Raw genomic sequence first — 22,193 nt, 5'->3', positions numbered from 1 at the left:
GCGCCGCGCCTCAGGCGATCCCGGCGGCGAGGCTGCCGAGACCGTCGAAGCGCGCCGTGGCGGTGCTGCCGGGGGCAATCGGGTGCACGCCCGTGATTGCGCCGCTCGAGATCCACCAGCCCGGCTCGAGCGCAATGCCGCGCGCGGCAAGGTTGCGGATCAGGAAGGCAGCCGCGCCGAAGGGGCCGTCGAGCATGGTCGCGGTGGTCGCCCGCCCGATCTCGCGCCCGTCGATTGCGAGCGTCACCTCGACAGTATCGAGCGCGTCCCACGCCTCGCGCGGGACCTCGGCGCCGAGCACCAGGCCGGCATTGTTGCCGTGGTCGGAAATCGTCACCAGCGGCCCGTCGGCATTGATCCGGGCATAGGGCGAGGAGGCGATCTCGATGCCGATGCGTAACCCGTCGATCCACGCCATCGCCTCGGCGGGGGAGGCGGGGAGGGGGCCGTCCTGCGGGGCGAGGCGGAGCATGAACTCGGCCTCGACCGCGGCGAACCCGCCGGGGAACACGGGCATCGTCGGCGTCTCGTCGCCCGCCATCACGATCGTGTCGCGGAAGATGGGGCCGGCCAGCCGGTCCGCCCCGAGCAGGGCGTCGCGCGGCGGCTTGATGCGGCCGACCTTCCAGCCGCCGACGGGCCTGTCCCACAGCGCCAGCGCGCAGTCCTGAATCGCGTAGGCCCCCGCCAGATCGACCGGCGGACAGCCCGGAAATTCGCCGATGGCCGTCCGGCCGCGGCGCGCGGCGACGAATGCGCCGGCGATGTCGCGTGCTTCGGATTGCACCTGTGTCCTCTCGTCCTCGTACCCCACGGCGCCGAGCCTTGGCGAAAATGGAAACCGGTTTCAAAAGCTTTCTTGCGCCCTTTCCGGGGGCACGGTGCCCGCCATCGGGCCGCGCGGCTCAGAAGCGGTAGGCGAGCCCGACGGGCGCGCCTGCGGCATCGACCACCGTCACCTCGATCCCGGCCTGCTGCGCCATGGCAGCGGGCGCGCCGATCACGCTGGCAGCCGCCAGAGCGGCGCCGCGTCTGCACGGGTTCTGCACGCAATGCGCGCGGGATCTCCACCGCGGCCGCCATCGGCCGCGCATGCGGGCCTGCCAGAGCGGCGGCGAAACCCTGCAAAGGAGAGCCCATGCCGCCCGTCGCCCCGCCTGCCCCCCCGCGCTTCAGCTTCCTCGCCAAGCTCGTTGCCGTCGCCGTCCTCGTCGCCGCGGGCGACGCGATGCTCTACGGCTTCGAGGGCGGGTCGATCATCGGCGCTTTCGGCTTGCTGTGGCTCGCCGTCATGGCGCTAGCCCGCCCGGCGGTGCGCCGCGCGAGGGGCGGGTGGATCGCGATCGGCTGCGCAGGCCTGTTCGCGGCGATCTGCGTGATCGAGCCCTGGCCGCTCCCCATCATGCTGTTCCTCGCCGCAATCGGCAGCGCGGCGCTGCTGGTGCGCCATGTCTTCGACAACGCGCTGCTGTGGGCGGTGCGGCTCGGCTTTCTCGGCCTGCGCGCGCCCCTCGGGGTCGTGGGCGACCTATGGCGGCTCGCCAGCCTGCCCGGACGCAGCGGAACCTCGGCGGCGGCGCTGGTGCTGATGAACCTTGTCATGCCGCTGGCGGGCGGGGCGCTGTTCCTTTCCCTCTTCGCCAGCGCCAACCCGGTGCTGGGGCAGGCGCTCGGCGCCTTCCGCCTGCCCGACATGACGACGCTGATCCTCCACGCCATCCTGATGATCGTGATCCTCGGCTTCACCTGGCCGACCCTGCGCCCGCGCGCGCTGCGGCTGGCGGGGGGCGAGTGGGCCCTGGCGCGCCGCCTGCCCGATCCGCCGGTGACGATGGCGCTGATCACGCTCGGGGTGTTCAACGCGGTCTTCGCGCTCCAGAACGCGCTCGACATCGCCTTTCTGTGGAGCGGCGCGCCGCTGCCCGAGGGCGTGACGCTGGCCGAGTATGCCCATCAGGGGGCCTATACCCTGATCGCGACCGCGCTGCTGGCGGGCCTGTTCGTGCTGGTCGCGCTGCGCCCGGGCGGCGTGCTGGCGCGCCGCGCCGGGGTGCGCCGGCTGGTGCTCGCATGGGTGGCGCAGAACGTGCTGCTGGTCGCCTCGAGCATGCTGCGCCTTGCCGACTACATCGCCGCCTATTCGCTGACCGAGTGGCGCATCGCGGCGCTCGGCTGGATGGTGCTGGTGGCGAGCGGGCTGATGCTGGTGTGCTGGCGCTTCCTGACGGGCAAGAGCCTCGCCTGGCTGATCAACGCCAATGCGATCGCCGCGGGGATCGCGCTGACGCTAGCCGCCGCCGTCGATCTCGGCGCGGTGGCAGCGCGCTGGAACGTGGACAACCTGCGCGATCCGGCCAAGCTCGACATGTGCTATCTCGACCAACTCGACGGGGCCGCGATCATCCCGCTGATCGAGCTCAGCCGGGCGCCGGTTCCCCCGGCCATGCAGGACCGGGCGCTCTATCTCGCGCATCAGGCCCGCGCGAACCTCGAGGAGCGTCAGGCCGACTGGCAGGCGTGGACGCTGCGCGGGGCATGGCGGCTCGCCCGGGCCGAGGCCCTGCTCGAGGGCGACACCCGCGTGCCCGCCCCCGCGCCCTATTCGCGCGGCTGCGGCGGCGAGATCCTCCCCCGGCCCTTCACCACATCTCCCGCATTGACGCCGCAGGAAAACCCGTGATCTTGGACAGCATGGAGCGCACCATCCTTGTCGTCGACGACGATCCCCACATCCGCCAGCTGCTGGTCTTCGCGCTCGGCAAGGCGGGGCTGAGGGGAATCGAGGCGGGCGACGGCGAGGAGGCACTCGCGCGGATCGCCGCTGAGGCGCCCGATCTCGTCATCCTCGACATCAACATGCCGCGCATGGACGGGCTCGAGGTGTGCCGCCGGGTGCGCGCGACCAGTGCCGTGCCGATCCTGTTCCTGTCCTCGCGCGACGACGAGATCGACCGGGTGCTGGGGATCGAGCTGGGGGGCGACGACTATGTCGTGAAGCCCTTCTCCCCGCGCGAGGTGGTGGCGCGCACCCAGGCGATCCTGCGCCGCGCCGCCGGTGGTGCAGGCGCGCCCGCGCCCGCTGCTGCGCCCGAAAGCGGGGTCATCACGCACGGCTGCCTCAGCCTCGATCCCGAATGCTGGCGCGCGCACTGGCAGGGCACCGAGGTGCCGCTGACCGTGACCGAGTTCTCGATGCTGCGCGCCCTCGCGTCGCGGCCGGGCAAGGTCTTCACCCGCGACGCAATCATCGACCGGCTGCACGGCCCGGGCTTTGCCGTCACCGACCGCACCATCGACAGCCACATCCGCAACCTTCGCGCCAAGTTCGCCGCGGTCGGGGCCGAGACGCTGATCGAGACCCGCGCCGGCATCGGCTACGCGCTCGGCCCCTGCACGGCATGATCCGCGCCGCGAAGGACTGGATCAAGGCGCGCTGGCCGCGCCTGCCGCTGCGCACGATCCTGTTCGCGACGCTGTTCACCGTCGCCGCCCTGCCGGGCTTTGCGGCGATGTTCCTGCGGGTCTACGAGAACACGCTGGTGCGCCAGACCGAGGCGGAACTGGTCGCGCAAGGCGCGGCGCTGGCGGCGGCCGCGGCGGCGGGCTGGCCGGGGGCGGAGGCCGGGCCCCTGCCCGACCCGCGCGATGTGCACCCCGAACTGCCGACCATCGACCTGAGCAGCACCCCGATCTTCGAGGAGCGCCGCCGCCCCTGGCCGATTTCCATGCCGCCCGATCCCGCCGCCGTGGCCGCCGCGCGCGCCCTGGCGCCGGTGGCCGCGCGCACGCAGCAGGTAACGCTGTCTTCGATCGTGATGCTCGACCGGCAGGGGCTGATAGCGCGCGAGAGCCGGGTGGCGGGGCGGGGCAGGAGCCTCGCCATGCTGCCCGAGGTGCGCGCCGCGCTGTCGGGCACCCCGCGCACCGTGCTGCGCCGCAACGCCGCCTATCGCGCCGGGTTCGATCTCGAGTGGCTGAGCCGCGCCGCGGGTCTCAGGGTGCATCATGCCCGGCCGATCGTCGTCGAGGGCAGGGTGGTCGGCGTGCTGCTGCTCGCACGTCCCGCCCGCGCGCTGGTGAAGGGGCTCTATGCCGACCGCGGGAAGATCGCCTTCGGGGTGGCGGTGATCTTCGGGATGCTGGTGGTGCTCTCGGGCGTGCTGTCGCGCGGGATCGTCCGGCCGGTCGAGGCGCTCGCCCGGGCGAGCCGCGCGCTGGCCTCGGGCCGGCAGGAGGACATCCCCGACCCGCCGCCCACCGCCGCCGCCGAGATCCAGGATCTCTACGCCGATTTCGCGCGCATGGCCGAGGCGATCGAACGGCGCTCGCGCTATCTCAGGGATTTCGCCCATGCGGTGAGCCACGAGTTCAAGACCCCGCTGTCGGGCATCAGGGGCACGCTGGAGATCCTCGGCGATCACGGGGCGGACATGGCCCCGGAGGAGCGCCGCCGCTTCCTCGCCAATGCCGATGCCGATGCGGCGCGGCTGACGATGCTGACGGCGCGGCTGCTGGAACTGGCCCGCGCGGACCTTGCCGGGGCGGACCCGGCGGCGCGGGCCGATCTCGCCGCGGTGCTGCGCCGCCGCGCCGATGCCTGCGCGCCGGATTTCTCCGTGGTGGCCGATCTGCCCGGGGACTGCCCGCCGCTGGCGCTGCCCGAGGCCTCGCTCGACGCCATTGCCGGGGCGCTGATCGACAATGCGCGGGCCGCGGGGGCGGGGCGGATCGCCTTCACCGCGCAGGCGGATGCGGTCAGCGGGTTGCTGCGGATCGCCGTGCAGGACGACGGCCCGGGCATCGCCGCGGCCGACCGGGCGCGGATCTTCGAGCCCTTCTTCACCACCCGCCGCGCGAGCGGGGGGAGCGGGCTGGGCCTGCCGATCGTCCTGTCGCTGGTCGCGGCGGCGGGGGGCGCGTTGCGGCTCGACGAGGCGGGCGGGGCAGGGAAGAGCGGCGCGCGCTTCGTGCTGGAACTGCCCTTCGCGGGCGGGGTCGCGCCAGACCCGGTCTAGGCCGCGCCGGACCCCGCCGGCCGCCGGTCGCCATGATATCGCGCGGGACATTCACCTGTCCGGCAATGGACGAGCGCGGCCGCTTGTCGTGTAAGACGCAGGACATGGCGCAAGCCGGCAGGTGCGGCGCACGCACACGGCGGTCAGGCGACCGGTTGCCTCGCCCCTGCCTTCGCGCTCTAGGACGCGGGCTGCGCCTCCTGCACATGCACCATGTAATCGACGATCGCCGGCACCGCGGCCTCGTCGACCGGCGCCTTGTAGAGGGTGCGCATCTTGCCGACGATCGATTCCCACTTCTCCCGGCTCACCTTCGGCTGCTGGAGCATGGTCGAGGGCGAGTGGCAGGCGGTGCAGTTCTCCAGCACCGCATCGCGCCCCGGGCCTTCGGGCAGGTCGAGCGGATCGTCGGGCAGGGTGATGCTCGCATCGGCGAAGGCGACCTTCGGCGCGCTGTCGCAGGCGGCGAGGGCGAGCAGCGCAAGAGCGGCGGCGGCTCTCATCGCGCCCTCAGACTGATGCGTTCGATCACGTTGCGGGCATAGCCCGAGGGGTTCCAGGCGAGGGTCTCGGGCTGGACCGCGCCCTCCGTGTCGGCGGCCCTGGCGCCGATTCCGGTCAGGTCACCTGACGCATTGTGCAAGGTCACGCTCCAGCGGCGGAAGGCATAGCGCCCCTCGTCCGGCCCGAGCGTGCAGGGCACTTCCCAGCCCTTGCCGACGAGGTCGACCCGGGCGAGCGCGGCATTGCCGCCGAAGGCGATCCCCTCCAGCACCAGCGGCTTGCCCCTGGCGACGGTGTCGCCGTCGGAATGGCTGGTGATGAAGGCGCGCGGGGGCATGGTGGTGACGGGGATGGTGGCGAAGTCCTTGTCCGCAGGGGTCACCGGCTGTGCGGGGAGGCGGTAGGATTCGGCGACATAGTAGCTCTCGTCCTCGCCGGTCAGCACCTCGATGGTGGCGAGCATCTTGACCCAGTAGGTCGAGAACCATCCGGGCACCACGATGCGCAGGGGAAAGCCGTGGAGGATCGGCAGGGGCTCGTCGTTCATGGCCCAGGCGACCAGCACGTCGTCGTGCATGGCGATGTCCATCGGGATGGACTTGATGAACTGCGGCGCGCCTTCGGTCAGCGGCACGTCGAGCCCGGCGAAACGCACCCGCTTCGCGCCCTCCGCCACGCCCGCCTTGGCCAGCACGTCCTTGAGGCGCACGCCGGTCCACTTGGCGCAGGCCATCGCGCCGTTGCCCCACTGCGTGCCGGTGACGCGCGGCTTGGACAGGCCCCGCCCGTTGCCCGCGCACTGGTTGACCGCGACGACCGAGACATGCTCGCCCGCCGCCGCGATCTCCTCGAGCGTGAGCGACACCGGCGTCTTCACCGCGCCCCCCACCGCCACGCGGTGATCGGCGGCCTTCACGCTGGTGGGCATGTCCCAGTTCCAGCGCACGAAATGGCGGTCGTTCGGGGTGATGACTCCCTCGCGGAACACCGCCATCGGCGCCTCGAGCAGGGGCGGGCGGATGCGCTGGACGATCATCTCGCCCTTGCCGGGAAACTGCGGGTCGAGCGGGCGCAGGCCGGGGCCGCCGGGAAGGCCGAGGTCGATCACCTTCTGCGCCAGCAGCGGGGCCGCGAGCGCCGTGGTGCCCGCGCCCGCGATCAGCGCGCGGCGGGTGAGCCGCTCGCCACTCATGCCTCGGCCCTCTCCAGCCTTGCGATCAGATCGCCGATCTCGGCCACCACGAGGTCGTGCGCCGCGATCAGATCGCCGATGTCGTCGAGCCGCGCCATCTCGCCGTCGTCGCGCATGATCGAGCAGATCACCGCCGCATCCCCCGCGCCCGCCAGACGGGCGAGGTCGATCGAGGCCTCACAGGCTGCGGGCCGTGCCAGCACGCCGCCGGCCTGCGCGATCAGCGGGAAGACGTGCCCGGGCGAATGGATGTCCGCGCTGCTCGCCCCTTCGGCGATGGCGACCCGCACCGTGTGCGCGCGGTCGGCGGCGGAGATGCCGGTCGAGACCCCGTGCGCCGCCTCGATCGAGCGGGCGAAGGGCCGCCCGGTCTGGCGCGCGGTGCCGGGGTTCACGAGGCTGAGGCCGAGCTGTTCGGCACGCTGCGGTGTCACCGCGAGGCAGATCAGGCCCCGGCCATGCGTCGCCATGAAGTTGATCGCCTGGGGGGTGACGTGGCTTGCCGCACACATCAGGTCGATGTCCCCGCCGCGCAGCCGGTCACCCGCGATCACCACCAGACGCCCGGCCGCTATCGCCGCCAGCGCCGTGTCGAGCGCCGCGCTCATCACGCAAGGTCCCTTCCGGCCGCGAAGCTCCTGGCGCCGAGCACCACCTGCCGGCCGACCAGTTCGAGCTGGCCCCGCGCGCGTTCGTCGAGGCATTCGCCGTCGGGCGAGAACAGGCCCTGGTAGGTGCGGATCGTCGCCCCCATCGGCGTGGGCCAGCCGCGCAGGGCATGGGTGATCGCACGCATGGTGAGCAGGGTCGACATCGACGCCTGATCCCCGAAGGCGGTGGCGATGAGACCCACCGCGCGGCCATCGAGATAGGGCCGCTCGTCGCGGGCGAGGTCTTCCAGATAATCGAGCGCGTTCTTGACCACGCCCGAGATCGTGCCGTGATAGCCGGGCGCGGCCACGAGAAGCCCGTCTGCCTGCCGCACCGCCTCGACCAGTTCCGCACCCGTCGCCGCCGTGTGGCCGGGGCCGCGATAATGCGGCAGGCCCGCGCAATACTCGCCGCCGAACACCGTCACCTCGGCCCCCTCGCCCGCGGCGATGGCCGCGGCGAGGCGCAGCGCCTGCTCGGTCGAGGAGCCGGGATTGACCGTGCCGCCGAGGGCTACAATTCGGGTCATGCTTGGCGTGTCCTTTCGGTGATGTAGGCGGCGAGGCGCGCGGTCTGTTCGGGGGTGAAGCGCAGGCCGAGCTTGGTCCGGCGCCAAAGCACGTCCTCGCAGGTGCGCGCCCACTCGCTGCGGATGAGGTGATCGACCTCGGCACCCGTGAGGCCGTGGCCGAAATCCTCGCCGCAATCGGCGCGGGTGGCGGCATCGCCGAGGAAGGCGGCGGCGCGGGTGCCGTAGAGGCGGATCAGGCGCTGCGCCTCGGCTTGCGAGAGGAAGGGGTAGCGCCGGCGCAGGTCGCCCATCTTCGCGCCCGCCTCGGTCATGCCGAAGTCGCCGCCGGGGAGCGGGGCGCTGCCGGTCCAGTCGCCGCCCTCGAGCGCGGGCAGGAAGGGGGCGAGCCGCTCCACCGCCTCGGCGGCGAGGTGGCGATAGGTGGTGATCTTGCCGCCGAACACCGAGAGCAGGGCGGGCGTGCCGTCCTCCCCGCCATCGACCTCGAAGCGGTAGCCGCGCGTCGCCGCCTCGGGCTTGCCCGATCCGTCATCGACCAGCGGGCGCACGCCGGAATAGGTCCACACGACATCGGCGGGGGTGACGGGGGTGCGGAAATATTCCGAGGCGCCCTCGCACAGATAGGCGATCTCCTCGGGGCTGGCCTTCACTTCGTCGAGGCCCTCCTTGTGATCGACATCGGTGGTGCCGATCAGGGTGAAGTCGCTCTCGTAGGGGATGGCGAAGAAGATCCGCCCGTCGGGCAGCTGGAAGAAATAGGCGTAATCGTGGTCGAACAGCTTCCGCACCACGATGTGCGAGCCGCGCACGAGGCGCATCTTCTGGGTGGTCGGCTCGCCGGCGCGGCCCAGCAGGTCGAGCACGCGCGGGCCTGCCGCATTGACGACGGCGCGGGCATGGAAGACCTCGCCCCCCGCCTCGATCCGCCACACCTCGCCCTCGCGGGCGAGCGCGGTGACCTCGCAGCGGGTGCGCACCGTCGCGCCGCGGTCGGCCGCGTCGCGGGCGTTGAGGATGACGAGGCGGGCATCGTCCACCCAGCCGTCGGAATAGGCGAAGGCGCGGGTGTATTCGCCCTTGAGCGGCGCGCCGGCGGGGTGGCGGGCGAGATTGACGTTCTGGGTCGCGGGAAGCAGCTTCCTGCCGCCCAGATGGTCGTAGAGGAACAGCCCCATCCGCACCAGCCAGCGCGGGCGCAGGCCCGGGCGGTGGGGGAGGATGAAGCGCAGCGGCCAGATGATGTGCGGCGCGATGCCCCACAGCACCTCGCGCTCGGACAGGGCCTCGCGCACCAGGGCGAACTCGTAATGCTCGAGATAGCGCAGCCCGCCGTGGATCAGCTTGGTGGAGTTGGACGAGGTGCCCTCCGCAAGGTCGCCGCGCTCGAGCAGCAGCACCTTTGCCCCGCGCCCCGCCGCGTCGCGCGCGATCCCGGCGCCGTTGACGCCGCCGCCGATCACCGCAAGGTCGAACACCTGTTCCATCAGATCGCCCACCGCGCGAAGGCCAGCGCCGCCGCGAGGCTGGCGACGGTCGCCGCCAGCACCGGCATCACCGCCCGCCAGCCGAGGCCGAGCAGCAGTTCGGTCCGCGTGCGCATCGCGGTGGCGGTGACCGCGAGCAGCAGCAGCGTCTTGGAGGCGGCGAGCGCCCATCCGGCGACATCGGCGGGCAGGGCGACCAGCGAATTGACCGCGACCATCGCAAGGAAGGCGAGGATGAAGCCCGGCAGCATCGGCACGCGGGCCTTGCCCACGCCTGCGGGCAAGGGCTGGACGCGGGCGATCCACAGGGCGGCGAGGGTCACCAGCGGGGCGAGCAGGGCGACGCGGGTGAGCTTCACCACGGTCGCCTGCGCGCCCGCCGCGTCCGAGACGGCAAAGCCTGCGCCGATCGCCTGGGCCACGTCATGGATCGCCGCGCCCGTCAGGAACCCGGCCTGCGCGTCGCTGAAGGCGAGCATCCGGGCGAGCGGCGGATAGGTGACGAGCGCGATGGCCGATGCGGCGGCGAGGATCACCAGCGTCAGCGTGAACTGCGCCTGGTCGACCCGCTCGCGCCCGATCACGCCATAGAGCGCCAGCGCGGCCGAGGCCCCGCAGATCGCGGTCGCGCCCCCGCCGAGCAGCCCGATCGCCGGGCTCTGCCCCGTCGCCCGCGCGGCGGCGAGCGCGGCGAGGAGCGCGGCCAGCATCACCAGCGCAAGGCCGGCGAAGGGGACGAGGCCCATCGCCATCACCTGCATCGCCGTGACCTGGAAGCCGAGCAGCACGATCCCGGCCCTGAGGCCGTGGCGCGAGACGGCATCGAGGCCCTCGTGGGTGCGCGGGTCTCCGGCGGCGAAGCCCATCGCGAGGCCGACGAGCAGGCCTGCGAGAATCACCGGCACGCCGTAGTTCTGGCTGAGCCACGCTGCCGCGGCACCGGCGATGGCGCAGATCGCGAGACCGGGCACGAAGCGCGACAGCGGCTTGCGCTCGGCCCGGGCGGCGGCTGCGGCGGCGCTGTCGGCGAGCACCATCTCGCCGAACAGGTCGCCGGCGAAGGTCTCGAAGTCGGGGCGGGGCCCTCGCGTCATGCCGGTCCGGTCCTGCCCATCGCCTTTGTGAAATCCCTCGGGTGCGCGCTTCTGTCTTGCGGTGTCATATCGTAGCCCGCATGGCCCGCCAATGCAACCGCGCCCGCAGGCGCATCAGGCGAAAGCGGCGCGCGCTTCCTCTTCCTCCGGACGCCGGATCACGGGGATCAGGAGCCGGAACCACGCCAGCGCGATCAGGTAGGAGGCGGCGGCGAAGACGAACAGCGGGACATAGCCGAGGCCGGCGTCGAGCACCCGGCCCGTCACCAGCGAGATCGCCACCCCGCCCATGTTGCCCATGAAGGCGCCGAAGGCCGTCACCCGCCCGACCTTGGCCTGCGGCACCACGTCGGTGATGGTCGAGAAGATCGACAGGGAAAAGCCCTGGTGCCCGGCCATCACCACGCCGATCATCACCGCCACCGGCCAGAAGCTGTCGAGTTGCAGGACCAGGGGGAGCGGGGCAACGACCAGGGCCGACACCAGCATCACGCCCTTGCGCACCCGGTCCGGGCTGACCCCGCGCTCGAGGAGCCTCGTCGATGCCCAGCCCGCCAGCAAGGCGCCGAGGCCCGACCCGGCGAAGGCAATCGCCAGCGGCACCGCCAGTTCGAGCGTCGAGAGGCCGAATTCCTTCCGGTAGTAATCGGCGAGCCAGAAATTGATGAACCACCAGGTCATGTCCGAAATGGCCTTGGCGACGACGATGCCCCAGGTCTGGCGGTTCGCGAGGATCGCGCCGTAGCGGTCAGGTGCCGGGGCGTCGCCGGGTCGTTGCTCTGCCGTTGCGGGGTCGTTGCGCAGCTGTTGCACGCCGCGGGCGAGCCATATCCAGGCCAGGAGCGACAGAAATCCGCCGATCCCGCCTGCCACCAGCGCCCCGCGCCAGCCTACCTCGGCCGCCAGCAGCGGGATCGCGAAAGGCATGGCGATCGTCCCCGCGCCGGCCAGCATGGTCGCGAACCCGAAGGCGAAGCTGCGGGTGTCGGGGGGGAAAAGCGCGGCGACGGTCTTGATCGTCAGCGGGGTCTGCACCGCCTCGGTCACGCCGAGGCCGACCCTTGCGGCGACCACCTGCCAGGTCGTCATCGCCCAGCCGTGGGCCATCGCCGCCAGGCTCCATGCCGACGCCCCGACCTGCATCGAGCGGTTGACCCCGAGCCGGTCGACCAGCCAGCCCGTGAACAGAAAGGCGAAGGCGGCGGAGAACTGCGTGACCGCGGCCAGATCGCCGAAGTCACTGTCGGTCCAGCCGAAATCGGCCATCATGTCGGGCTTGAGGATGGCGATGATCGGGCGGTCCATCGCGTTGAACACGCCCGCGATGCACAGCACCGTGAACAGTGACCAGCGCAAGCGGGGGGCGATCGGCGGGTGGGAATGGTCGGCGGCCATCACGGGTTCCTAGGCTTCCTCGACAGGGCAGGGCAAGCGCAGCGCCCCAGACAAAGCGGGCCGCCGGATCGCTCCGACGGCCCCCTGTTGCATCACGTTTCCGGTGCGGCTCAGCGCGTCCGGATGCGCAGGCTCACGCCGACATAGCGGTCCGCATCGCGCGGGATCTGCAGGCGGCGCCCGTTCTCCACGTTGAGCAGCACGTAGCCGGTATCGGCGATGTTGCGGGCGTGGAAGGTCAGGCGATACTTGTCTTCCGGGTCCGACACGCCGACCGAGGCGTTCCAGATGCCGTAGGAGTCGATCGGGCCGGCATTGCCGAGGTCCGAGAACTGGCTGCTGGTGTGGCGGAAATCGGTGTTGAGATAGAGCCGCGCCGCATCACCCAGGTCGGTGGTGTAGTCGCCCCCGAGGGTCCAGACGAATTCCGGCGCGAGCGGCAGGCGGGTGCCGTTGCGCGCGTCGGGCGCGTTGGTCAGCGGGTTGGGGTTGAACTCCTTCACGCGCGCATCGGCATAGGCCGCGCTCGCCCGCAGGTTCAGCCCGTCGATCGGGGCGACGATGAGGTCGGCTTCGAAGCCTTCCGACTTCACCGTGCCCGCGTTGGTCAGGTTCGAGACCGTGGCACCGTTGACGACGATGAAGTTGTTGGCCTGGAAGCCGTCATAGGTGACGGTGAAGGCCGCGACATTGAGCTGCACCCGGTTGTCGAGGAACTGCGTCTTCGCCCCGATCTCGAAGCTGTCGGACAGCTCCTCGTCGATCGGCCGCGCGTTGTTGGGCGCGGTGTGGTTGAAGAACACGTTGAAGGCCGGGCCCTTGTAGCCGCGGGTGTACGAACCGTAGAGCATGATGTCCTCGGTCGGTTCGAACTGGATGACCGCACGGCCAGAGAGGTTGCCGTTGGTGGTCGCACCGCGGCTGGTGTTGGTGCCGTTGCCGCCGTTGGCGACGAGGCCGCCCGCGGGGTTCGCCACCACGCCCGGGCCGGTCGCCGGCAGGCCGGTCGCAGCATTGACGCCCGGCGCGCGGGTGTGGGTGAACTCGAGGTCATCCCAGGTGTAGCGCAGGCCGCCGGTCAGCGAGAGCTGCTCGGTGAAGCGGTAGGTCGCCTGGCTGAAGATCGCGTAGTTCACCGAACGCACGTCGCTGCGCGAGGTGGCGAAGGGGAAGAGCGTGTTCACCCGGTCGTTGAGGTTGCACGGCCGCGCCCCGGTGCGCGGATCGACCGGCAGGGTCGAGCTGGCGCAGGTGACGTTGCGGCGGGTGAAGTCCTGCGAGTTGTCCGACTGCCAGGCGAAGACGCCCGCCTGGTAGAAGAACGGCTTGGTCTGGTCGGACGCGATGCGGATTTCGGCCGAGACCTGTTCGGTCTTGACCACACCGTCGTCGTGCAGCTCGCCCACGCCCACCAGCGGACGCGGCAGGAAGTCGCCCTCGCGCAGCTCGCGGTTGAACCAGTTGCGATAGCCCAGCACCACGCTCAGCGTGTGGGTGTCGCTGATCTCGAAATCGCCCGAGCCGGTGAGGCTCCACTGCTCGTCCTCGGTCGAGGTGACGAGGTTGTGGTTGATGAATCGCTGCTTCTCGCCGATGGCGACGCCGCCGGGCAGGTTCAGCTCGGCATCCTGCTGCGCGCCGCGGCTGGCGCCGGTCACGTCGGCGCAGCAATCGTCGTTGGCCTTGTAGTAGTCGGCGATCAGGCGGACGCGGTTGCCGCCGTCGTCATAGTCCATGATGCCGCGCACGCCGTAGCGTTCGTAGCCGTTGACCTTGCGGTTGGTGCCGCCGTTGATGTTGGTGATGTTGCCGTCGAAGCTGCCGTAGAAGCCGGTGAGGCGGGCGGTCAGGTTCTCGGCGATCGGGCCCGACAGGGCGGCGCGAAGGCGGTATTCCTCGCCCTCGAACCAGTCGGCATTGACCTCGGCCTGGAAGTTGTCGGTGCCGCCTTCCGAGACGATGTTGACGAGGCCCGCCGAGGCGTTGCGGCCGAACAGGGTGCCCTGCGGCCCGCGCAGCACTTCGAGGCGCTGGATGTCGACGAGGTCCATGAAGGCCTGGCCCGAACGGCTCAGCACCACGCCGTCGACAACGGTGGACACGCTGGGCTCGGCGGCGACCGAGAAGCTGATGGTGCCCACGCCGCGCATCACGATCGCGCTGTTGGCGCTGGTGGTGCCCTTGCGGAAGGTCACCGAGGGCACGACGGTGGAGATGTTCTCGAGGCTGAAGACCACCGCCTGATCCAGACGGTCGCCCGAGACCGCGGTGATCGCGATCGGCACGTCCTGGACGTTTTCCTCGACCTTCTGGGCGGTTACGACGATTTCCTCGACCTGTGCGGCGGCCGGGACGGTGGTCACGAGTGCGAGCGTGCTGGCCGAGAGGGCAAGCGTCTTGAGCGCGATACGGGTGGTGGCGGGCATTCGATTCTCTCCCCTGCAAGGTGATCGATTCTTTCGGGCGATGATGCGAAGACCCTCGCCCGTGCGGTCGATCTTTCGGCGGTCGGGTTGCGCTTTCTGTCCTGATCTGTCAAGCGGTGTCAGAACCGGCCGAGGGACAGGCCGGCATAGGTATGCAGGGTGGGAATGGTGCAGTTGGTGCCTTCGGACGGCGGATTGGGCTTGCGGCTCGCGGGCCGCACGATCCTGCGCCATGCGCCGGATTGTCTCGCCATTTCCGTGGCTTCGGGCAATCCGACGGTGACGATGGTGCGCGGCAATTTCCGCCTGTCGGACGCCAGTGTGGCAGCATCGCCACTCATTCGCAGCAATCGCGCGGACAAGGATGCCTGGCTGCTCGAAAGCGCCGATTCCGCGGCGCAGGTGGCGGTGCGGCTGGATGGCGCGCGGCTGACGCTGGCGGCGCTCTCGGGCCACGACCGCATGACCCTCGATTTCGCGCTGGCCGAGGGCGACGTGCTGTGGGGCGGGGGCGAGCAGATGAGCCACCTCGTCCTCAATGGCCGCAACTTCCCGATCTGGACCAGCGAGCCCGGCGTCGGGCGCGAACCCGGCACCCCGCTCACCGACCAGGCGAGTGCCGACGGGAGCTTCGCGGGCGGGGACTACTGGACGACCAACTACCCCGAACCCACTGTGCTGTGTTCGGGCGGCTGGGCGCTGAGCCTCGCCAATGCGGAATATGTCGAACTCGATGCGCGCGAGCCCGGTAAGCTCAGGGTCCACGTATGGTCAGGCGAAGTCGCCATCGACCTGTTCGAGGGCGCGCCCGCCGATTGCGTCCGGCAACTGGGCGAAAGGTTCGGCCCGCGCCACGCCCTGCCCGACTGGGCGCTGGGCGGCGCGGTGGTCGGCCTCAAGCAGGGCGAGGCCTCCTTCGACCGGCTCGCTGCCCTGATCGATGCGGGTGCGGCGGTATCGGGCCTGTGGTGCGAGGACTGGGTCGGCATCCGCGAGACGAGCTTCGGGCGGCGGCTGTTCTGGGACTGGCAGTGGAACCCCGCGCGCTACCCCGACCTCCCCGCCCGCATCGCCGCCCTGAAGTCACGCGGCATCCGCTTCCTCGGCTATGTGAACCCCTATCTGGCGGTCGATGGCCCGCTCTATCCTGAGGCTGCGGCCAAGGGCTATTTCGCGCTTCGGCTGGACGCCGACGAACCCTATCTGGTCGACTTCGGCGAGTTCGACGCGGGCGTGGTCGACTTCACAAACCCGGCCGCGTGCGAGTGGTTCGCGGAGGAGGTGATCGGCAAGCGGATGCTCGATTTCGGGCTCGACGGGTGGATGGCGGACTTCGGCGAATATCTCCCCACCGATCTGCGCCTCTTCGATGGCGACCCGATGCAGGAGCACAACCGCTGGCCGGTGCGCTGGGCCGAGGTCAATGCCCGCGCGGTCGCCTCGCGCGGCAAGACGGGTGACGTGCTGTGGTTCATGCGCGCCGGGCACACGGGCGTGCAGGCCCATTGCCCGCTGCTGTGGGCGGGCGACCAGTCGGTCGATTTCAGCCGCCACGACGGCATCGGCACGGTGGTCGCCGCGGCGCTGTCGTCCGGCCTCGTCGGCAATGCCTTCAGCCACTCCGACGTCGGCGGCTACACCAGCCTCTTCGGCAATGTCCGGACGGAGGAGCTGATTCTCAGGTGGTACGAACTGGGCGCCTTCTCCCCCGTCTTCCGCACCCACGAGGGCAACCGTCCGGACGACAATCTTCAGATCGACAGCACCCCTGAGCTGATCGCGGGCTTTGTCCGCTGGAGCCGGGTGCATGCGGCGCTCGCCCCCTATGTCCGCCACCTCGTCGCCGAGGCGCAGGCGACGGGCCTCCCGGCGCAGCGCGCGCTGTTCCTGCATCACCCCGAGGATCGCGAGACCTTCACGATCCAGGACCAGTATCTCTATGGTGCGGACCTCATGGTGGCACCGGTGATCGAAGCGGGGACGGCGATGCGCAAGGTCTATCTGCCGGCGGGCGAGTGGCGGCACCTGTGGAGCGGCGAGGGCTTCGCTCCCGGCTGGCACGACGTGGCCGCGCCGGTCGGACAGCCGCCGGTCTTCTACCGCGCAGCCAGCGCCTTCGCGCCGCTGTTCGAGGAACTCGCCGCATGAGCCGCGCCAACATCAAGGATGTCGCCGCCCGCGCGGGCGTGGCGGTCAAGACGGTGAGCCGCGTGCTCAACGGCCACCCCTATGTCAGCGCCGAACTCAAGGCGCGGGTCGAGCAGGCGATGGCCGAACTCGACTACCGCCCCTCGGTCGCGGCGCGCATCCTCTCGGGCGCGAAGTCGGGGCAGGTCGCGCTGATCTACGACAACCACAGCCCCTATTACATGTTCCAGATCCAGAAGGGCTGCTGGGACGTGTGCCACGAGGGCGGCATCCGCCTCCTCGCCCAGCCGGTCGACGTCGCCGATCCGCGCGTGGGCGAGCAGGTGCGCGGGCTCGTCAGCGAGACCCATGTCGACGGCATCATCCTGTCCTCGCCCGTCACCGACTGCGATCCGGTCCTGCGCGCGCTGGAGACGATGGACGTGCCCTTCGTGCGCATCTCGCCGGGGACAAACCACGCGCTGACCTCCAGCGTGTTCATGGACGATGCGCAGGCCGCCGACGACATGACCACGCACCTCATCAACGCCGGGCACCGCCGCATCGGCTTCATCAAGGGCCACGCGAACCACATGGCCTCGGACGACCGCCTGTTCGGCTACCGCCGCGCCCTCGACCGTGTCGGCATCCCCTTCGAGCCGAGCCTCGTGGTCGACGGGGAGTTCGATTTCGACTCCGGCGTGCGCGGCGCCAAGGCCCTGCTCGACCAGCCCGGCCGCCCCACGGCGATCTTCGCCTCCAACGACGACATGGCGGCGGGCGTGCTCGCGGTGGCGCATGACCGGGGCATCAAGGTTCCCGACGAGCTGTCGGTCGCGGGCTTCGACGACACCACGCTGGCGCGCACCGTCTGGCCGCCGCTCACAACCATCCGCCAACCGATGGCGGACCTCGCCCGCACGGCAACGCAAATCCTGATCGCGGGCGGGGACATCACCCACAAGCGCCTGCCCCACGAACTCGTCGAGCGCGCCTCGGTCGCGCCCCCAAAGAGGAACTGACAATGAGTGAACTGCCCCTGCCGCCCGCAACCCGGACCCTCGGTGCCAGCGGCATCGAAGTGTCGCCCATCGCCTGGGGAATGTGGCGGCTGGCCGAGAACGGCCGCACCGCGGCCGATGCGGCGAGGCTGGTCCACGCGGCGCTGGATGCCGGGATCACCTTCCTCGACACCGCCGACATCTACGGCTTCGATGGGCAGGGCGGTTTCGGTGATGCCGAGGTGCTGCTGGGCGAGGTGCTGGCTGCCGATACTTCCCTGAGGGACCGGATGGTGCTCGCCACCAAGGGCGGCATCCTCCCGCCGCTGCCTTACGACCAGAGCCCGGACTATCTGAGGAAGGCGATCGACGATTCCCTGCGCCGCCTTCAGGTGGACTCGGTCGACCTGTGGCAGATCCACCGGCCGGACATCCTCGCCCACCCGCAGGAGGTCGCCCGCGTGCTGGATGACGCGGTGGCGAGCGGCAAGGTCAAGGCGCTCGGCGTCTCGAACTTCACCAAGTTCCAGACGGCGGCGCTCGCGCGGTTCCTGGACAACAAGCTGGTGACCACCCAGCCCGAGATCAGCCCCTTGCGGATCGACTGCTTCGAGAACGGAGAGCTCGACCAGGCGATGGTGCTCGGCCTGACCCCGCTCGCATGGTCGCCGCTCGGCGGCGGGCGTCTCGCCGCGCCGCAGAGCGAGCGCGACAAGGCGGTGGCGGCTGCGCTCGATGCGGTGGCCGAGGCGCAGGGGGTGTCGCGCACGGTGGCGGCCTACAGCTGGCTGATGGCGCACCCCGCGGGGATCGTGCCCATCATCGGGTCGCAGAATGCCGCCCGCATCGCGGAAGGGGCACAGGCGCTGCGGGTCCGCTGGACGCGCACCGAATGGTACGCGGTGCTGGTCGCCGCGCGGGGCGTGCCTTTGCCGTAACGCCAAACCCCGTTCGTGCTGAGCTTGTCGAAGCACCGTCCTTCTTGAGGATGCGCGGGTGGTCTGAAGAGAAAAGTGGCCCTTCGACAAGCTCGGGGCGAACGGAAATTGGGATGGGAACAAAGCCATGACTGACCAGCAACAATGCGAAATCGCGTGGTTCTCCGCGCTGTGTGACGACGACTACGAGTTCCTCGGCGTGCCCGACAAATACCTCCAGTCGAGCTGGGAGCATTGCCGCAACATCGTGCTGCGCGCGGAAGAAGGCGGGTTCGACAACATCCTCCTGCCCTCGGGCTACCAGCTCGGGGTCGACACCACGATCTTCGCCGCTGCCGTCGCCACGCAGGTCAAGCGCATCAAGCTGCTCTGGGCGACCCGCATGGGCGAGGACTGGCCGCCGCAGCTCGCGCGCCGCATCGCGACCCTCGACCGCATCCTCGGCCCCAACGCCGCCGGCACCGGCGGGCGGCTGAACGTCAACATCATCTCCTCGGACATGCCGGGCGAAAAGATCGAGAGCGGCCCGCGCTACCGCCGCGGCACCGAGATCATGAAGATCGTCCGCACGCTGCTCAACGGCGAGCATCTCGACTTCGACGGCGAGTTCTACAAGCTCAAGCTCGATCCGCCGCGGATCTCCACGCTCTCGGGCAAGTGCCCGCCGTTCTATTTCGGCGGCCTTTCCCACGAGGCGCGCGAGTGTGCGGCCGAGGCGGCGGATGTCTACCTGATGTGGCCTGACACGATGGACAATGTCCGCGCCAACATCGCCGACCTCAAGGAGCGCGCGGCGAAGTATGGCCGCAGCCTCAAGTTCGGCTACCGCGTCCATGTCATCGTGCGCGAGACGGAGGAGGAAGCGCGCCACTACGCCGACCGCCTGCTCTCGAAGCTCGACGACGAGGCGGGCCGGGCGATCCGCGAGAAGAGCCTCGATGCCAAGAACTACGGCGTCCAGCGTCAGCAGGAACTGCGCGGGGCCGCCGATGGCGACGGCTTCGTCGAGGAGAACCTGTGGACCGGCATCGGCCGGGCGCGTTCCGGCTGCGGGGCGGCGATCGTCGGCACGCCCGATCAGGTGCTCGCCAAGCTGCGCGCCTACCAGGCCGAGGGGATCGAGGCCTTCATCCTCTCAGGGTATCCGCACATGCAGGAAGCCGACCTCTTCGCCCGCCACGTGCTGCCGCATATCCAGCACGGGCCGCTGGAGATGTAGGCCAGCGAAGCAGGGCTCGGAGTCGCCGCAGCGATTCCCTGCCCGTTGCACGGCCGTTGCCCTATCATCGGCAGGTCATTGCATGTTTCACGTGGAACATGACGCTACTGCATGCACGTCTCGCGGAAGGGCTGCGCAAATCCCTCTTTTCCGCGTCCGCGCGCCGTGACAAAGCGTATTGCAAAGCGGCAAACGCAGTCTGGAGAGAGACCCCATGAACCTCGAATTCACCCCCGAAGAGCAGGCCTTCCGCGAGGAAGTGCGCGCCTTCATCGCCGAGAACTATCCCAAGCACCTCGCCGATTTCGGCATGCGCGAGGACATGGCGCGCGAGGACTTCCTCGCCTGGCACAAGGTGCTGGGCAAGAAGGGCTGGTCGGTCCCGGCATGGCCCGTGGAATACGGCGGCACCGGCTGGACCCCGACCCAGCGCTACATCTGGTCGGAAGAGAACGCCCGCATCAACGCGGTGATGCCGCTGCCCTTCGGCGTGTCGATGGTTGGCCCCGTGATCTACACCTTCGGCAGCGAGGAGCAGAAGGCCAAGCACCTGCCCGGCATCCGCAGCGGCGAGGTGTGGTGGTGCCAGGGCTATTCGGAACCGGGCGCGGGCTCCGACCTCGCCAGCCTCAAGACCACCGCGGTGCGCGACGGCGACCACTACGTCATCAACGGCCAGAAGACCTGGACCACGCTCGCGCAATATGCCGACTGGGGCTTCTTCCTGTGCCGCACCGACCCGACCGCCAAGCAGCAGGAGGGGATCAGCTTCATCCTCGTCGACATGAAGACGCCGGGCGTGGAAGTGAAGCCGATCAAGCTTCTCGACGGCGGCTACGAGGTCAACGAGACCTGGCTCACCGACGTGCGCGTGCCGGTCGAGAATCTCGTCGGGCAGGAGAACAAGGGCTGGACCTACGCCAAGTTCCTGCTCGCGCATGAACGCTCGGGCATCGCGGGCGTGGCGCGCAGCAAGCGCGGCATCGAGAAGCTGCGCGAGATCGCCACGCATGAAACCCTCGACGGCCAGCCGCTGATCAAGGACTTCGACTTCGCCAAGAAGGTGAGCCAGCTCGAAATCGACTTGGCGGCCCTCGAGATCACCGAGCTGCGCACGCTCGCGGGCGAGCAGGCGGGCAAGGGGCCGGGGCCGGAAAGCTCGATCCTCAAGATCAAGGGCACCGAGATCCAGCAGCGCCTGACCGAACTCACGCTGGAGGCGGTCGGCACCTATTCCGCGCCCTACATGGGCGGGGTGTCGAACGACAACGGATCGAACGAGCACCCGGTCGGTCCCGACTATGCCCAGCACGCGGCGGCGACCTACTTCAACATGCGCAAGACCTCGATCTATGGCGGGTCCAACGAGATCCAGCGCAACATCATCACCAAGATGATCCTCGGTCTGTAAGCACCTCGAGGACGGGAGAGAATTCGTGGATTTCAACTTCACCGAAGAACAGGGCATGGTGCGCGACGGCCTCTCGCGGCTGGTGCGCGAGCAATACGGCTTCGAGGAGCGCCGCAAGGCCATCGCCAGCGCCGAGGGGTGGCGGCCGGAGATCTGGGCGCAGCTGGCCGAACTCGGCATTCTCGGGATGCCCTTCTCCGAGGCCGACGGCGGCTTCGGCGGCGGCGCGGTCGATGCGATGGTGATCATGGAGGAATTCGGCAAGGGCCTCGTGGTCGAGCCGTTCCTGCCGACCGTGGTCTGCGCGGGCGGGTTCCTGAAGCACGGCGGCACGGCGGCGCAGAAGGAAGAGCATATCGGCGCGATCGTCTCGGGCAGCGCGGTGTTTGCCTTCGCCTATGCCGAGCCCAAGGGCCGCTATGACTATGCCGACCTCGAAACCACCGCGAAGAAGGATGGTTCGGGCTATGTGCTGAACGGCCACAAGGCGGTCGTGATCGGCGCGCCCTGGGCGAGCCATCTTGTCGTCACGGCCCGCACCGGCGGCGAGCGGCGCGACCGGAGCGGAGTCTCGGTCTTCGTGCTGGCCAAGGACACCCCCGGCGTCACCACCCGCGACTATGTGACGGTCGATGGCCGCCGCGCCTCGGAAGTCTATTTCGAGAACGTCGCGGTTGGCGCGGAAGCGCTGATCGGGGCCGAGGGCGAGGGGCTGGCGCTGATCGAGCTCGTCACCGACGAAGCCATCGCCGCGCTGTGCGCCGAGGCCTGCGGGGCGATGAAGGTCGCCCATGCGATGACCGTGGAATACAGCCGCCAGCGCAAGCAGTTCGGCGTGCCCATCGGCTCCTTCCAGGTGCTCCAGCACCGGATGGTCGACATGTACACCGCCTACGAACAGGCGGTCTCGCTGACCTATCTCGCCACCCTGCGCCTCGGCTCGGACGAGCGGACCCGCAAGCTGGCTGTCTCGGCCGCGAAGGTCGGCGTCGGCCAGTCGGCGCGGCTGATCGGGCAGGAAGCGGTCCAGATCCACGGCGGCAACGGCGTGACCGACGAATATGCCATCGGCCACTACTTCAAGCGCCTGACGATCTTCGACAGCGAGTTCGGCAATGTCGACCACCACCTGAAGCGTCACGTCGCCCTGTCCTGAGGGCGGCCTGGCCGATCTTCAGAGCCCCGCTCCCGCCCGGCGAGAGCG

The 22,193-nt window shown here is 70.0% G+C and carries 20 protein-coding genes; 9 read left to right on the top strand and 11 right to left on the bottom strand.

Annotated elements, in window-relative coordinates; all coding sequences use genetic code 11:
- Positions 1-10 precede the first annotated feature (10 nt).
- Both ACMX37_RS12225 and ACMX37_RS12220 read right to left on the bottom strand, forming a co-directional pair.
- Positions 11-787 carry a 2-keto-4-pentenoate hydratase gene (locus ACMX37_RS12225; RefSeq protein WP_483146186.1) on the bottom strand — a complete coding sequence of 259 codons (777 nt, stop codon included), beginning with the start codon at positions 785-787 and terminating at the stop codon, positions 11-13.
- Between the two features lie 118 nt (positions 788-905).
- A complete protein-coding gene (locus ACMX37_RS12220; RefSeq protein WP_483146185.1) occupies positions 906-1,049 on the bottom strand; it encodes a hypothetical protein in 144 nt (47 codons plus the stop codon).
- An 89-nt stretch (positions 1,050-1,138) separates the two neighbouring features.
- Here ACMX37_RS12220 and ACMX37_RS12215 point away from each other — a divergent pair, with 89 nt between their 5' ends.
- The 3 genes from ACMX37_RS12215 to ACMX37_RS12205 are packed head-to-tail and all read left to right on the top strand — an operon-like array spanning position 1,139 to position 5,015.
- Complete coding sequence (locus ACMX37_RS12215) at positions 1,139-2,680, top strand: DUF4153 domain-containing protein (protein WP_483146184.1); 1,542 nt, start codon at positions 1,139-1,141, stop codon at positions 2,678-2,680.
- An 11-nt stretch (positions 2,681-2,691) separates the two neighbouring features.
- Positions 2,692-3,402 (top strand): response regulator transcription factor, encoded by a 711-nt coding sequence (locus ACMX37_RS12210; RefSeq protein WP_483146183.1) that lies wholly within the window; start codon positions 2,692-2,694, stop codon positions 3,400-3,402.
- Positions 3,399-5,015 (top strand): sensor histidine kinase, encoded by a 1,617-nt coding sequence (locus tag ACMX37_RS12205; protein ID WP_483146182.1) that lies wholly within the window; start codon positions 3,399-3,401, stop codon positions 5,013-5,015. Before ACMX37_RS12210 ends, ACMX37_RS12205 begins: the two co-directional genes overlap by 4 nt.
- 179 nt (positions 5,016-5,194) lie before the next feature.
- Here the strand turns inward: ACMX37_RS12205 and ACMX37_RS12200 are convergent, their stop codons facing one another.
- The 9 genes from ACMX37_RS12200 to ACMX37_RS12160 all read right to left on the bottom strand — a co-directional run bounded on the left by ACMX37_RS12200 (position 5,195) and on the right by ACMX37_RS12160 (position 14,547).
- Positions 5,195-5,518, bottom strand: a complete 324-nt coding sequence (locus ACMX37_RS12200; RefSeq protein WP_483146181.1) for a cytochrome c — start codon at positions 5,516-5,518, stop codon at positions 5,195-5,197.
- Complete coding sequence (locus ACMX37_RS12195) at positions 5,515-6,711, bottom strand: molybdopterin-dependent oxidoreductase (protein WP_483146180.1); 1,197 nt, start codon at positions 6,709-6,711, stop codon at positions 5,515-5,517. Before ACMX37_RS12195 ends, ACMX37_RS12200 begins: the two co-directional genes overlap by 4 nt.
- Positions 6,708-7,319, bottom strand: coding sequence for a 3,4-dihydroxy-2-butanone-4-phosphate synthase (ribB, locus tag ACMX37_RS12190; protein ID WP_483146179.1), 612 nt, complete (start codon positions 7,317-7,319; stop codon positions 6,708-6,710). Before ribB ends, ACMX37_RS12195 begins: the two co-directional genes overlap by 4 nt.
- Positions 7,319-7,891, bottom strand: coding sequence for an NADPH-dependent FMN reductase (locus ACMX37_RS12185; protein WP_483146178.1), 573 nt, complete (start codon positions 7,889-7,891; stop codon positions 7,319-7,321). Before ACMX37_RS12185 ends, ribB begins: the two co-directional genes overlap by 1 nt.
- On the bottom strand, positions 7,888-9,378 hold the full coding sequence (locus tag ACMX37_RS12180; protein WP_483146177.1) for a glycerol-3-phosphate dehydrogenase: 1,491 nt from the start codon (positions 9,376-9,378) through the stop codon (positions 7,888-7,890). The genes ACMX37_RS12185 and ACMX37_RS12180 overlap by 4 nt, the downstream gene beginning before the upstream one ends.
- Positions 9,378-10,472 (bottom strand): YeiH family protein, encoded by a 1,095-nt coding sequence (locus ACMX37_RS12175; RefSeq protein WP_483146176.1) that lies wholly within the window; start codon positions 10,470-10,472, stop codon positions 9,378-9,380. The genes ACMX37_RS12180 and ACMX37_RS12175 overlap by 1 nt, the downstream gene beginning before the upstream one ends.
- A gap of 114 nt (positions 10,473-10,586) precedes the next feature.
- Positions 10,587-11,867: an MFS transporter gene (locus tag ACMX37_RS12170; protein WP_483146175.1), complete on the bottom strand. Its 1,281-nt coding sequence runs from the start codon at positions 11,865-11,867 to the stop codon at positions 10,587-10,589.
- A gap of 110 nt (positions 11,868-11,977) precedes the next feature.
- On the bottom strand, positions 11,978-14,293 hold the full coding sequence (locus ACMX37_RS12165; protein WP_483146174.1) for a TonB-dependent receptor: 2,316 nt from the start codon (positions 14,291-14,293) through the stop codon (positions 11,978-11,980).
- Positions 14,294-14,412: 119 nt separating this feature from the next.
- Positions 14,413-14,547 carry a hypothetical protein gene (locus ACMX37_RS12160; RefSeq protein ID WP_483148442.1) on the bottom strand — a complete coding sequence of 45 codons (135 nt, stop codon included), beginning with the start codon at positions 14,545-14,547 and terminating at the stop codon, positions 14,413-14,415.
- Here ACMX37_RS12160 and ACMX37_RS12155 point away from each other — a divergent pair.
- From ACMX37_RS12155 to ACMX37_RS12130, 6 genes are all read left to right on the top strand, one after another.
- The gene (locus ACMX37_RS12155) at positions 14,489-16,441 is read left to right on the top strand and encodes an alpha-glucosidase (protein ID WP_483148408.1); all 1,953 of its coding nucleotides are present in this window, start codon (positions 14,489-14,491) and stop codon (positions 16,439-16,441) included. The genes ACMX37_RS12160 and ACMX37_RS12155 overlap by 59 nt on opposite strands.
- Entirely contained in the window at positions 16,438-17,442 is a 1,005-nt protein-coding gene (locus ACMX37_RS12150; protein WP_483146173.1) for a LacI family DNA-binding transcriptional regulator, read from the top strand. Before ACMX37_RS12155 ends, ACMX37_RS12150 begins: the two co-directional genes overlap by 4 nt.
- Before the next feature lie 2 nt (positions 17,443-17,444).
- Positions 17,445-18,359 (top strand): aldo/keto reductase, encoded by a 915-nt coding sequence (locus ACMX37_RS12145; protein WP_483146172.1) that lies wholly within the window; start codon positions 17,445-17,447, stop codon positions 18,357-18,359.
- 127 nt (positions 18,360-18,486) lie between these two features.
- On the top strand, positions 18,487-19,578 hold the full coding sequence (locus ACMX37_RS12140) for an LLM class flavin-dependent oxidoreductase (protein ID WP_483146171.1): 1,092 nt from the start codon (positions 18,487-18,489) through the stop codon (positions 19,576-19,578).
- A 214-nt stretch (positions 19,579-19,792) separates the two neighbouring features.
- Positions 19,793-20,989: an acyl-CoA dehydrogenase family protein gene (locus ACMX37_RS12135; protein WP_088913512.1), complete on the top strand. Its 1,197-nt coding sequence runs from the start codon at positions 19,793-19,795 to the stop codon at positions 20,987-20,989.
- A gap of 25 nt (positions 20,990-21,014) precedes the next feature.
- Complete coding sequence (locus tag ACMX37_RS12130) at positions 21,015-22,145, top strand: acyl-CoA dehydrogenase family protein (RefSeq protein WP_483146170.1); 1,131 nt, start codon at positions 21,015-21,017, stop codon at positions 22,143-22,145.
- The last annotated feature ends 48 nt before the right edge of the window (positions 22,146-22,193 follow it).

The organism is Porphyrobacter sp. THAI-01a, from assembly GCF_056868655.1.
The sequence above is the reverse complement of the archived record's forward strand: the minus strand, read 5'-3'. Positions and strand labels throughout refer to the sequence as shown.